The 12,426-nt window shown below is 57.3% G+C and carries 13 protein-coding genes; 1 reads left to right on the forward strand and 12 read right to left on the reverse strand.

Annotated features, from left to right (window positions below; all coding sequences use genetic code 11):
• Positions 1 to 60 precede the first annotated feature (60 nt).
• The 4 genes from ABLQ08_RS24955 to ABLQ08_RS24970 form a co-directional block, all read right to left on the reverse strand.
• Complete coding sequence (locus tag ABLQ08_RS24955) at positions 61 to 840, reverse strand: ABC transporter permease (protein WP_352947939.1); 780 nt, start codon at positions 838 to 840, stop codon at positions 61 to 63.
• A 9-nt stretch (positions 841 to 849) separates the two neighbouring features.
• Positions 850 to 1,755, reverse strand: coding sequence for an ABC transporter permease (locus ABLQ08_RS24960; RefSeq protein ID WP_352947942.1), 906 nt, complete (start codon positions 1,753 to 1,755; stop codon positions 850 to 852).
• Positions 1,752 to 2,843, reverse strand: a complete 1,092-nt coding sequence (locus tag ABLQ08_RS24965; protein WP_352947945.1) for an ABC transporter ATP-binding protein — start codon at positions 2,841 to 2,843, stop codon at positions 1,752 to 1,754. The genes ABLQ08_RS24960 and ABLQ08_RS24965 overlap by 4 nt, the downstream gene beginning before the upstream one ends.
• Before the next feature lie 126 nt (positions 2,844 to 2,969).
• Positions 2,970 to 4,064, reverse strand: a complete 1,095-nt coding sequence (locus ABLQ08_RS24970) for an ABC transporter substrate-binding protein (RefSeq protein ID WP_352947948.1) — start codon at positions 4,062 to 4,064, stop codon at positions 2,970 to 2,972.
• A 102-nt stretch (positions 4,065 to 4,166) separates the two neighbouring features.
• Between ABLQ08_RS24970 and ABLQ08_RS24975 the strand changes: the two genes are divergently transcribed.
• A complete protein-coding gene (locus tag ABLQ08_RS24975) occupies positions 4,167 to 5,009 on the forward strand; it encodes an IclR family transcriptional regulator (RefSeq protein ID WP_352947951.1) in 843 nt (280 codons plus the stop codon).
• Between the two features lie 217 nt (positions 5,010 to 5,226).
• Here the strand turns inward: ABLQ08_RS24975 and ABLQ08_RS24980 are convergent, their stop codons facing one another.
• The 8 genes from ABLQ08_RS24980 to ABLQ08_RS25015 form a co-directional block, all read right to left on the reverse strand.
• The gene (locus ABLQ08_RS24980) at positions 5,227 to 6,825 is read right to left on the reverse strand and encodes a thiamine pyrophosphate-binding protein (RefSeq protein WP_352947952.1); all 1,599 of its coding nucleotides are present in this window, start codon (positions 6,823 to 6,825) and stop codon (positions 5,227 to 5,229) included.
• A 112-nt stretch (positions 6,826 to 6,937) separates the two neighbouring features.
• Positions 6,938 to 7,252 (reverse strand): NIPSNAP family protein, encoded by a 315-nt coding sequence (locus tag ABLQ08_RS24985; RefSeq protein WP_352947955.1) that lies wholly within the window; start codon positions 7,250 to 7,252, stop codon positions 6,938 to 6,940.
• A 12-nt stretch (positions 7,253 to 7,264) separates the two neighbouring features.
• Positions 7,265 to 8,278, reverse strand: a complete 1,014-nt coding sequence (locus tag ABLQ08_RS24990; protein WP_352947958.1) for a YeiH family protein — start codon at positions 8,276 to 8,278, stop codon at positions 7,265 to 7,267.
• A gap of 76 nt (positions 8,279 to 8,354) precedes the next feature.
• Positions 8,355 to 9,023, reverse strand: a complete 669-nt coding sequence (locus tag ABLQ08_RS24995; protein ID WP_352947961.1) for a fumarate hydratase C-terminal domain-containing protein — start codon at positions 9,021 to 9,023, stop codon at positions 8,355 to 8,357.
• The gene (locus ABLQ08_RS25000; protein ID WP_352947963.1) at positions 9,020 to 9,985 is read right to left on the reverse strand and encodes a fumarate hydratase; all 966 of its coding nucleotides are present in this window, start codon (positions 9,983 to 9,985) and stop codon (positions 9,020 to 9,022) included. Before ABLQ08_RS25000 ends, ABLQ08_RS24995 begins: the two co-directional genes overlap by 4 nt.
• Positions 9,985 to 11,751 carry an L-aspartate oxidase gene (locus ABLQ08_RS25005; RefSeq protein ID WP_352947966.1) on the reverse strand — a complete coding sequence of 589 codons (1,767 nt, stop codon included), beginning with the start codon at positions 11,749 to 11,751 and terminating at the stop codon, positions 9,985 to 9,987. Before ABLQ08_RS25005 ends, ABLQ08_RS25000 begins: the two co-directional genes overlap by 1 nt.
• A gap of 3 nt (positions 11,752 to 11,754) precedes the next feature.
• Positions 11,755 to 12,096: a succinate dehydrogenase, cytochrome b556 subunit gene (gene sdhC / locus ABLQ08_RS25010; protein WP_352947969.1), complete on the reverse strand. Its 342-nt coding sequence runs from the start codon at positions 12,094 to 12,096 to the stop codon at positions 11,755 to 11,757.
• Positions 12,093 to 12,425 (reverse strand): succinate dehydrogenase, encoded by a 333-nt coding sequence (locus ABLQ08_RS25015; RefSeq protein ID WP_352947971.1) that lies wholly within the window; start codon positions 12,423 to 12,425, stop codon positions 12,093 to 12,095. The genes sdhC and ABLQ08_RS25015 overlap by 4 nt, the downstream gene beginning before the upstream one ends.
• Position 12,426 lies beyond the last annotated feature (1 nt).

Below are 12,426 nucleotides of genomic sequence, written 5' to 3' on the forward strand. Positions count from 1 at the left end.
CGGTTCTCCGTAGTGGTCCGAGTTGAAAAGGAATGTCCGCAGTTGCGGTTGAAAGCGGGCTCAGTAACTGGCCTGTCGGCGCAGCACCATGCGGTAGAGGAACAACAGGCACAGTGTCATGAAGACGATGGCCGTCGAAAAGGCATGCAGCTTCGGACTGAATTCGAGCCGGATCATTGAATAGATCTTGATCGGTATGGTCACGACGTCTGAACCGGCCACCAGGTAGGTGATGATGAAGTTGTCGAAGGACGTCGTGAACGCCAGCAGACCACCGCCAATGATACCGGGCAATGCCAGAGGCATTGTTATCCTGCGGAAGGTTGCCCACTCATTCGCCCCCAGGTCCTGAGCCGCCTCCTCCAGTGAAGAATCGAATCCATGCAGCCTGGCGCTGACGACAGTGATGACAAACGGCAACCCGACCAGAACATGACCGGCGACGACGATCCAGAACCCGCCCTGCAGATTGAGGGATGCGGAAAGGATCAGAAGCATCACCGCCAGGATCATTTCCGGGAAAATCAATGGCGACATGAATGCCGAGCGCACGAGATTCTGGAAACGGAACCTGAAGCGGACCAGCGCGATGGAGACCGTCGTGCCGATAATGGTGGCGAGAACCGCCGATACGAGAGCGATGACAAGGCTGTTCTTAAGCGCTGCGCCGATCGTTTCGTCCTCCAGAGCCTTCTCGTACCAGACGAACGACCATTCAGGCACTGGAAAGACGGAATAGCGCGACGCGTTCAATGACATGACCACCACCATGATGATGGGCATGAACAGAAAGACGTAGACCAGAGTGGTCAGCAGTCGTTGTGGAAGATCACGTGTCATGTCGGCTCTCTACTGATCGAACCGGAACAGCCGGTTGTAGCTGAAAATGAAAACGAGCGAGAGGCACAGGAAGCTGACTGCCATGGCGCCCCCGAAGGGCCAGTTGCCGCTTTCCAGAAACTCCGCCTGAATGACGTTGGAGATCATGAGCGTGTTGGTGCCACCCAGCAGATCGGGCGTCAGGAATGACCCGAGCGCGAGAATGAACACGAGCAGGCTGCCCATCGCCACACCCGGAAGCGTCAACGGCAGGGTCACGCGCAGAAAGGTGCGTATCCTGTTGGCCCCGAGATCCGATGCAGCTTCCTCGAGCGAAGGGTCCAGTTTGTCGAGCGACGCGTAGAGCGGCATGATCATGAACGGCAGGAACACATGCACCAGACCGACAACGACTGCAGAGGTCGAAAACAGGAACTGGACCGGCAGGTCTATCAGCCCCGCTTCGCGCAGCAGATAATTCACCATGCCCGAGTTGCCCAGGAGGATCTTCCAGGCATAGGTGCGGATCACAATGCTCGTCCAGAAGGGGATGATCAGCGCCAGGAACAGGAGATCCTTGTATTTGCTGGTTTTTCTCGCGATGAAATGCGCGACTGGATACCCAAGAAGCAGCGTCACCGCGGTGACGGTTATTGCAATCGTGAAACTGCGCAACACGACCTTGCCATATACCGGTTCGGTGAAAATACGCCGGTAATTCTCAAGGGTGAATTCGTTGATGATCTGGGCATCGATGTAGCTGTTGAAGCTCATGGCCAGCAGTACGAACATGGGCAGGAGCAGAAAGGCGAAGAGCCAGACAGCCCCAGGTGTCAACAGTCCGACAAGCTGGCGCCGTTGCCGCTTTTCGGCAAGCTGTTCGTCGTCGCCGATGTACTGAGAGTTGTTCAGGCTGGAAATCGAGGACATGGTCATGCGGCTGCCTGCCGTGTTTCAAACAAGCGTCCGTCTTCGGGTTCCCAACCGATGAGAACCGTCTCTCCGCGCACCGGCAATTCCGCCATGGCTTTTTGAGTGACTTCCGCCGTAAACCGAAGACCTTCCTGAGAGACGAGTCGGTAATGCGCCATGGAGCCGAGGTAGACAATGTCCTCGATCCGGGTGTTCAGGCGGTTGGTTGCGGAAGTCGCCCCCTGGCCCATGACAAGACTTTCAGGTCGAACCGACAGGGAAACCCCTGTGCCCTTTGCCGCCTTGAAGTTCAAAGCTGCCCGTATATCGACGCCGGGAAGACTGACAGTGGCCGCACTGCCGTTTACGAGAGAAAGATTGCCTTCCAACAGATTTGTTTCGCCGATGAAGTTGGCGACAAACGCAGTTTTGGGATTCTCGTAAATTTCCACCGCACTGTCCATCTGCTCAATGCGACCATGATTCACGACCGCAATCTTGTCGGACATGGTGATGGCTTCCTTCTGGTCGTGCGTGACGTAGATGAAGGTGGTTCCCACTTCCCGCTGAATACGTTTCAGCTCCAGCTGCATCTGCTCGCGCAGCTTCAGGTCCAGGGCTCCGAGGGGTTCGTCGAGCAGGAGAACGGCAGGTGCGTTGACAAGCGCGCGGGCAATGGCAACGCGCTGTTTCTGGCCGCCCGAAAGTTGGCTGATCTTGCGTTGGCCGTAATCGGCCAGGTGAACCAGCTCCAACATGCGGGCAACCTGCCGGTCGGTCTCGGTCCGCGAGGTGCGCTTCATTTCCAGACCGAAGGCGATGTTCTGCGCAACGCTCATGTGCGGAAACAGCGACAGGTGCTGGAAGACGAGGTTCGTGGGACGTTCATACGGCTTCTTGCCGGACATGTTCTGGCCGGCGATTTCGATGGTTCCGCGGGTCGGCTGCTCGAATCCGGAGATCATGCGCATGATCGTGGTCTTTCCGCATCCGCTCGGCCCAAGCAGGGAAAAGAAATCGCCGCGCGGGATGGCAAATGAAACATTGTCGACCGCAACGACACTGCCGAAATGCTTGGTGATGCCGGTCAGTTCAACATCAGGCTGGAGCATGTCTGTCTTCCGTTCTTATGGCAAAGGAGCGAACGCCGGCGTTCCGTTCCGGAGCCGGATCCTTGAAGTGCCGGATGACTGCTTCGGTCATCCGGCAGTTCCTTGAGAGAATTTCAGCCTGAGGGATCAGGACGCCTTGACGCGATTGGCCAACAGGTTCCACTGGTCCTGATTTGCGGCCACATAGGCTGAATCGACAAATTTCGCCGTTTCGAAGATTTCCGGCGAAGCTCCCAGCTTCTGCTGTTCTTCAGGGGTCAGTTTCACTTCAACATTCGAAGGTGCATAGGTAATGCCCTCGGTGACGAAGTTCTTCTGAATTTCAGGGTCCAGCGTCATGTTGATGAACGCTTCGGCAGCCTGTTTGTTCTGGCAGGTCTTGGGGATCACCATGCAATCGACCCAGGCGACCGCACCTTCCTTGGGAACGGTGTATTGAATGGGATGACCTTCTTCCCTGAGCTTGTTGACCCGGCCGCGCCAGAAATTCGCTAGCCAGATTTCGCCGGTCGCAAACAGCTGCGTATTTTCCGAACCGCTGCTCCAGAACTTCAACAGCTGAGGTTTCAACTCCATCAGTTTGCTCTCAACCGCAGCCAGATCCTGAATGTCGTTGATGTTCTGTCCGGTCATCAACGCGCCCAGATGAACGAGCGACATGGCGGACGAAAACAATGCGGTCCGTCCCTTCACCTCGGGGCGCATGAAGTCGTCCCAGCTTGTCGGCATCTCCTTCACGAAATCCGTGTTGTAGGCGATGGCCGTGTCGCCCCACACCAGCGCGGATGAGTAGTTGTTTCCGTCGCCGACCTCGTAGGCCGGTTTCTGGAAATTGGGATGCTGATCCGCGAAGTTCGGGATTTGGACAAGGTCGAGGGGCAGAAGCGAACCATTCTTGATCGCGGCGTAAATCCGGCTGCCGTTCAACGATGTGACATCGATCCGATCGTTTGATGCCTGCACTTTGGCCAGCTGTTCACCGCCGGAACCAAAGTTGGTCACGCGAACCTTCACACCATACCGTTCTTCGAAGGGATCGATGATGTATGTTTTGACAGCTTCGGCGTAAGCACCGCCGAAGGTTTCGAAATAGAGTTCTCCACCCAGCTTTTCGCTCGCACGCACAATCGATGGCATTGCCAGCAGTGACCCTGCTCCAGCCATGTGACCCAGCACGGCTCTGCGAGTCAATTTCCAGTTTCCGGCACCTTTTGTGTTCATCGTTTCGTTCCCTTTTCCAGATCGCCCAGAAGGCTCTTGACTTTCTTATAATTATTATTTAATTATTAGTGATTATTAAATAATCTTTGCAAAGGTCCGAACATGAGTCAAGGTCATGCAGGTCCAAATGACCGTCCGCATTTGCAGCAATCAGGTCCGCTGTTTGTCGGATCTCTTGCCAAGGGTTTGTCGATATTGGAGATTTTCGCCGGCACCCATCGCGAATTAAGCATCAAGGAAGCCAGCCAGGTGACCGGCTTTGAACGAAGTCAGGTTCAAAGGCTCTTAAACACACTGCACGTGGTCGGCTATCTGGAAAAGGACGAAAAAACAAAGCGCTACCGGCTTGCCGGCCGCGTGCTAGATCTCGCATTCAACTTCCAGAACGGTCATCCGCTGGTGGATGCGGCAAGGCCGCATCTGGTTGCCCTCGGCGATTCGGTCAATGCGGGTGTCACCTGCTGTCTTCATGATGATCTGGAGTTGATCTGCGTGCATCGAATTCCCCGCCGCAGCTACATGGAAACGTCTGGCACGATTGAAGTTCTGAACCCGTCTGCCTACTTCGGCGAACGCCAACCGGCCTATTGCACGGCGGCCGGCCGTTCAATTCTTGCATTCCTGTCCGACGATCAGGCACGCGACATCCTCGAACGCTCTGACAGGCGCTCAATCACCCGCCTCACCCTTACAAATGTAGACGAGATCCTGAAAACATTCCCGGAAGCCCGGGACCTCGGATATGCCAGACAATATGGCGAATTCCTGCCGGGTGAACTCAATTTCGCGGCGCCCGTTTTTGACCGGGACAACACCCCCATGGCGACAGTGGTCGTTTCGATCATCATCGACCAGCAGGATGTCACCAACGAACTGGAAGAGCGCATCTCCACCCAGCTGTTGCGTGCAACACATCTCATATCCAGCGCGCTGCAGGCCAAGTAGCAAATCAGCGTCTTTCAACTTCGATTTTCTGGTGCATCCAGGTTACGAGCAAAAGGCCCCACACGACGGAAATTCAAGATGTTTCGCGCCAACCTGGCGCGGAACGGCGTCCTATGCCCCCCGGTCGGCAAGAAGAAAGAGCAGTCAGCAGCCGATAGATGGCAGACAGCCATCTGCATGCTGACTTTTTCAGATGCTCAAAAACGTTCCCGTTCTGCTAGGAAAAACTCGGTGCTGGAAGTCCTTCGATCATTACATTGACACATGCCGGCTTGCCACTGGCCACAGCACGGTCCAAGGCCGCATCCAGTTGACCGAGTTCAGTGACAAATTCCCCATGTCCACCAAGCGCCTGAGCTGCAAGGTCGTATCGGGCCTGGCTGAGCTGACAGCCTATGAGACGGTCCGCCCCATAATCTCGCATCTGAATTTGATGCTCGGCATTCCAGCGCTGATCGTTACCGATCACCACAACATTGGGAACACCCTCGCGTGCCGCGGTTTCGAATTCGGCGAAGTGAAAGCCCACGGTGCCATCTCCCATCAAAGAGAAAACCGTCGCATTTTTTCGGGCGAACCGTGCCGCAATGCCATAACAAAGCCCGCCACCGATCGCACCCGAGATCCCGTTGATGATACGGGCCGGAGCTGTAAGCATCGCCTGCGCCCATTGCCCGAATTCACCGCCATCACAGACCAGCACTGCCTCGTCGGCCTTATGGATCTGGCGTTGTACGGCAGCGCAAAGTTGAGCCGGGGTAATCTTGACCTCTCCGGCATCGGCACGGTTGCGCTGAGCCAGAAGGTCCGCAACTTCCGCTCGCCAGCCTTGGTGCGAACTGCCGCGCAGGCCGGCCTTGATCAATGCCTGTGCCGTGTCCCGCGCCTCGGCGTCAATACTATGCGTTAACCGCGCCCCGAGGTTGCGATGAGCGCGGTCACGCTCAACTTTGCAAGGCTGAACGACAATCCACGTTGCGTCGGCGTGAAAGGGGGTATCGTTGCCAAAGTTGAGCGTAAAATCGACCCTTTTGCCGAGGTTCAAGATGAGGTCAGCCCGACGCAGAACCCGCTGAACACCGCCAAGCGCAGGGTCTTTCAGGCCTCTTGGACTTTCCATAGGTATTACCGGTGCGTCAATCGCTTCAGCGAGTTCCGCCAAGGCAGGAAAACGGGTGGCATTGAGGCTCGGACCGCACAGGACGACAGGCCGTTGAGCTTCTTCGAGCGCGCGCAAAATCGAGGATATGTCTTGCGCTCCTGGAACCGAATGGTCGCGCTGAAAGGAAGCCGCTGAAATGGAAAGCGAGTTTTCTGGCACGATTTCTTCGACAATGTCGAAAGGCAATGCGATGTGAACTGGTCCCTGCCGGCCGCTTCGGGCAGCTTGGAGTGCCTGAGCAAAGTCGCTGCTCAGACCGCTGGCTTTGCGTGGTCGAAGCGACAGTTTGACCAGTGGTTCGATCACCGGCAACTGCGCCATTTCCTGAAATGCGCCCATTCCGTCCTGCGCAACGGGGCTGTCGCCGGTCAGCAGCAGAAGCGGTGTTTCGCTCTCGCTCGCACTGAACAGCGGACCAACGGCGTTGGTGGCGCCGGCACCTGCCGTTACCAATGCAACACCGACCTGCCCTGTCAATTGCGCATAGGCTTCCGCCATATACACCGCGGCCGCCTCGTGCCGGGTATGGACGATCTCGACACCGGCCGCCAGACAAGCGTCATAGACAGGCATGATCTGATTGCCGGACAACGAAAAGATGCGGGTTATCCCCGCCTCTACCAGCGACTGGATCAACAGATCTGCACCTCGCATCGACACTTCTCCTGTTCGCTGACAATCCGACCACGCTGTGGACTTGAAGATCGTCTTTTTCATTCCTGCCGAAAGTTTCGGCATCGTTCGACGTAGACTTCTCCGCATCACTTCAAGGCACCTTGAAGAAGGGGGCGGGAACCAGAATTTTGTTTTCAATGTGATCGACCAGCGGGCGCATCTGGACGGCATAGGCTTGCCACTCATCACTGGCCTGGAGGGCTTCTCGCCGTTCCCAGCGGTCGTCCATGCTTTCATACCCCCACATGTGAACGACCTGGTTCAGCGGACCGATATCCGTGAAGTAATATCCGACCATTTTCCCAAGGATGCGGACCTGAACTTCCATGCCCTCCTCCTCATACAACCGGAGGAACTTCCCGACATTTCCGTTCTTGAGCGTGTAGGTGCGTTGATCGACAAACATTCGCCAGTTCCTTTAGAGCGAGGTGAGTTGAAGAGCGCCGAGCGCGAAAGCCGCCAATAGCACGGTCAGCGCACAGACCAGCACGATTGCGCTTCCGCCGACATCTCCGAGCTTCTTGAGAGAGGTTTTCATGCCCAGAGCTGCGATCGCCGTGACAAGGCACCAGCGAGACAAGGACAACAGAAGCTCTTTGGCGGCCTCCGGGACCAGCTGATGGGAGCCGACCACGACGAGCGCGGCGAATCCCAGCACGAACAATGGAATGGGCAGTTTCGTGCGGGATCGGTCGTTCTGGTCAGAAGCAAAAATGAAGGACAGGGTAATGACGATCGGCACCAGCAGGGCGACGCGCAAAAGCTTGACGAATGTCGCGGTTTCTCCTGTGAGATCCGAAACGGAGTATCCTGCACCGACGACCTGCGCAACATCATGGATTGTCGCCCCCAGAAACACACCTGTGGCGATTTCAGACATGCCCAGAAAATTCGCAACAATCGGATAGGCGATCATGGCGACTGTCGAAAGCGCCGTGACCGCGATAACCGTGAACACCGTGTCCCGTTCCAGATTTTCATTCTTCGGAAGCACGGAGGAAATCGCGAGAGCTGCCGAGGCGCCGCAAATGGCCACCGCTCCGCCGGTGAGCAGGCCGAACCGGGTCTTGCGCCCCAATCCCCGGCTCAATATCAGCCCGAGCGCAATCGTCAGCGCCACCCCGGTCAGCGTGATCGTGAGAACCTCCATTCCCGTCGCCGCGATCTGTTGGAGCGTGATCCCCAGCCCCAGCAAGGCGACACCGAACCGCAGCAGGGACTTGGACGCAAACTCAATGCCTGCCACGCAGCGTCCGTCATCTTCCGTCAGAAAATTGAATGCCATTCCGAGCAACAGTGCCAACAACATGACCGGAGCGTCATAATGATCCGACAGAAACTTTGCGGCCAGGCCGATGGTTACCGAGATCAACACTCCGGGAAAGAGGGTACGGGCACTTTGAATTGGAAGGATCGCGGCGAGCGTCGTCATGAGTTTGTTCTGCCATTTCACATAGCTTGAGCGTGTCCCGCCGCAGCGGGTTGAAAAAGAACGCGTTTTTGTGGCTTTAACCGATCAGTTCATCGCTGCGGTCGTCGGTCTCGCCAAACCGCTTCAGAACGGCCGGCTTCGTACCCGCATAGACCTGTTCCAGGTTCTGGCTGATACGTTCGTTTTCGCGTTCGAAAAGACATCGCCCCTTCAGATCGGAGGCGACGATGAACGGTCCCATGCGCTTGCAACGAATGACCCACATGGCCTGTGCGAGGCCGAGTTCCTCATTCCAGTGCACAGCCTCGACATTCTCGACGCCGCGCCCGAGCAGCGCTCCGGTGCCATAGCCCACGGTGGACAGGTACACCGCGCCATTCGGCACGAAGTATTCCTTGTAGTCCTTCGACGACATGCCTCCCTTGCCGATGATGAGCCTGGCACCGGTCTTGGCCATCCATTCAGGCAGCCATTTGGCGAAGCGAAACGAGGCTGTGGCAGTAACCGCGCCCATGTCAAAGCTGCCGTCTTCGCGGATCGTGGCAGCTGGAGAACAGTGGAAATTCGTCGCCGATTCCGACGGGAGTTCCATCGGAATGTTGGCCTTTGCCTCCAAAGCACGCATGTAGACACCCTCGCGTGCCGTATACATGAGGCCGTTCAGATAGACGATGTCTCCCAATCGCAGTTGCGCGATTTCTTCCGGGGTCGGAGTGGTGCTCAGCACGATCTCACGCGGTTTCATACTGCAGCCTCCAGTCCTTGCATCTCCCACTCCACCGTTTCGCGGCGCTGATAGTCGGTAAACCAATCGGGATCGGTGCGGTATTCCACGCGCCCGTCGGAAAAGATCCGTGCGACTGCGCGACGCGACGACAGGCAGAAGGCATGCACGGACATCTGCATGCCGCCGGTGTGACAGTAACCGACCTCGATATTGCAATCGATCACCATGTTCTTGCCGACAAAGCCCATGGCGCCCATGCCGATGGAATTCCCGAGCTCCTTGAACTCGTCTTCCAGGGCGGCAATGCGCGGATCGGAGTTCCGGCTCCCGACGGTTCGCAGGCAGGCAGCCCGCTTGCCCAATACCATGCAGGTATCCTTGCAACCTCCAAGGCCAATGCCGATGATCGCCGGCTGGCAGGCAAGTCCTCGTTTACCGAAAGCCACCAGACAATCCAGATAGAACCGCTTGATCCCTTCAATCCCGTCCGAAGGAAACAACATCCTGTAATCGGTGCCGAACAGCCCTCCCTTATGGACAGTGATCAGGTCAATCCATTCACCATCGGGAGTGGGCTCGAACCCGTATTCGATCTCCGGCGCGCCGATGCCCACGTTGTTGTTGTGGTCGGTTCGCCACAACGGATGCACCCGGTTCGGGCGCAGCGGTACACCGTTGGTACGATTGGCCGTCGCCCGGCGCAGGGCTGTCTCAAGGGCGATCGGACCACCCTCGATCTGCGCCTCGTTCGACATTTTGACGTACCAGCGCGGCGTGCCTGTATCGCCGCACATGGCACGGCGGTCCTGTTTGGCGGCCTCGTAGTTTTCCAGCATGGCCTGCAGCACAAAGGAAGACAGTTCACCGTCCTCCGTCTTCGCTGCAGCTTTCAGACCATCGAGGTAATCTTCGGGGATCTCGATTGCAGCCTTGTCCATCAGGGTTTCGGCCGTATTCTGGATCTGATCTATCTTGATCATCAGCTTGCTCCCACGAGTGTTTCGGGTTCGCCTTCGGGAAGGATGGTCTCGCCCGGACGTACGATGGTGAATTGAACCTGCTCGCGGTCGACTTCGACGTCATCCCCGTTCTTGCGGGCGACAGTGAAGTAAGACGTCTCGAATTCGCCAGGCTCCGGATAATCTTCTCGGAAATGCGCTCCGCGCGAATTTTCACGGGCCAATCCCGCCTTTGCGACAACTTCCGACACCTCGGTCAGGGACGCCAGGTTCAACCAGTCGTGCCAGGTCAAATTGAAGGCCAGGTTCGAGGAATCGACACCGGTCTGGAGCAGCTCTTCCGAAATCTCTGCAACGCGTTTCAGACCACGGCGCATGCCGGTTCCCGTCCGCATGACGCCGACATCTTCCCACATGGCCTCCTGCAACTTGTGGCGAAGGGCCTGCACGTTTCCCGGATCCTTCGAAAAAGGCCTCTGGGCACGTTCGATCTCAGCGGCAAGCACCGTTTCATCAGGATCACGCAGGACCATTCCGGGTTTGCGCAGATCCCTTCCCATCGTGTCGCCTGCGACCCCACCATAAACCGTGGAATTGGCAACACCGTTGCCGCCAAGCCGGTTCGAGCCATGCGCACCGCCCGCGTCCTCGCCGGCAACATAAAGACCTTCGATCTCGGTCCGCGTATCGGGGTCAACGATGACGCCGCCCATGAAGTAGTGGGCAGTCGGTACGACTTCGACCTTGCCTCCGGCCAGATCGAAACCGCTGTCGGCACATCTCTTGACCATACCGGTGAACTTCTTGCGCACGTTGTCCGGGCCAAGGTGGCTCATCGAGATGAACATGCCGACCTGATCGGGATCATTGTTCTTGCGCATCTCCGCATAGATCCCCCGGCTCACTACGTCCCGCGTCGCACGCTCGCCCAACCGGTCGTAATCGAACATGAAGCGCTGGCCCTGATGGTTCAGCAACTGACCTCCGGCTCCACGCAGGCCTTCTTCCAGAACAGTGCCGGTCATGCGGGTATGATCGCCCGCCAAAAGACCGGTTGGATGGAACTGGACCATCTCCATGTCGCGCAGCGGCAGACCGATGCGGAGCGCCATCGCCAACCCGTCCATGGTCTTGTCGCCGGAAGGCGTGTGGTATTTGTACATGGTCGGACCACCACCCGTTCCCATCATGACGGTCTTTGCACGGACAAACCGGAACTTTCCGGTTCGCATGTCGATGAACAAAACCCCCGCGACCGCAGCACCGTCCTTTGTCGGGATCAGTCCGATGGCCCGGTGTTCCTGAAGCCTTTCTATCGGGCGGGCGAGAACCTGCTCCATCAGGCGGCTGATGATTTCAATGCCCGTCAGGTCGCCCTTGTGAACCGTTCGGTCGGCGGTCTGCCCGGCAAAGGCCTTCTGGTGGACCGTACCGTCCGGATTGCGGTCGAAGAAGCACCCGATCTCATTTTCCAGCTCATGAATGCGGGTGACGGCCTCCTTGCACAGTTTCCAGGCCATATCCTGGTTCGGCAACCACTTGCCGCCATGGATCGTGTCCATGAAGTGCCGCTCGACAGTGTCGCCATTGCCAAGCGCAACGTTGTAGCCACCCTGCACCATGCGCGTGCAGCCGCATTTGCCCACAAGCCCCTTCACCGCAATGGTGATCTTTGTGCCAGGCGGCGCGGATTGCTGGGCGTGCAATGCTGCAAAAAGGCCCGCTCCACCGGTTCCCAGGATCAAGATGTCCGTATCGTGACGATCGATGTCAGCTTTTAAAGGCATGGATTACACCGCATTGAGAAAGAAAGCACCGGAGACGAGAAACGCGGCTGCGAGGGCCCCAGCTGCCATGGACTTCTGCCGTCCGGACCACGGCAGAAACTCAAGAGCCAACAGACGCAGGCCGCCGAACATGTGCACCGCCAACAGAAAGACCAGTCCGAATTCGGCCAGTTTCACCAGAGGACTGTCCGACCAGTGCAGAAATGCATCCAGACGTTCGGGCTGCGTCAGTGCCAGCGAAAGCACGTAAAAATGAGCGGGCAGGAAAAGCGCGAGGGCAAGGCCCGAGATCCTGTGCAAGGCATAGGCGAACCAGAGCGGGTGATTGCGATGCGGTTTCATCATAGCCCTGTCACGGCCATCACGGCACGCGCTCCCATGAACATCAGGGTGAGACCGAAACCCCAGGTCAGAGCCCACAGTCCCCAACCGCGCAGTCCTGTCATTTCATGAGTTATGACGCGCAGGCCGATCGCTCCGTGCACGGACACCGCAATCACAAACAGACCGTAAAACAGGAACCAGGCGACGGATCCTTGTGTTCGCGAAAGGATCTCTTCTGCCGACAATCCTCCCTGAATGGCATAGATCATCACCGCGATATGACCGAGCACCAAAGGGGCCATCAACATCGCGGTCAGGCGTTGCGCCATATAGAGATGCATATTCAGCATG

This window comes from Roseibium sp. SCP14 (assembly GCF_040329475.1).
In the GTDB taxonomy this organism is placed as follows: domain Bacteria; phylum Pseudomonadota; class Alphaproteobacteria; order Rhizobiales; family Stappiaceae; genus Roseibium.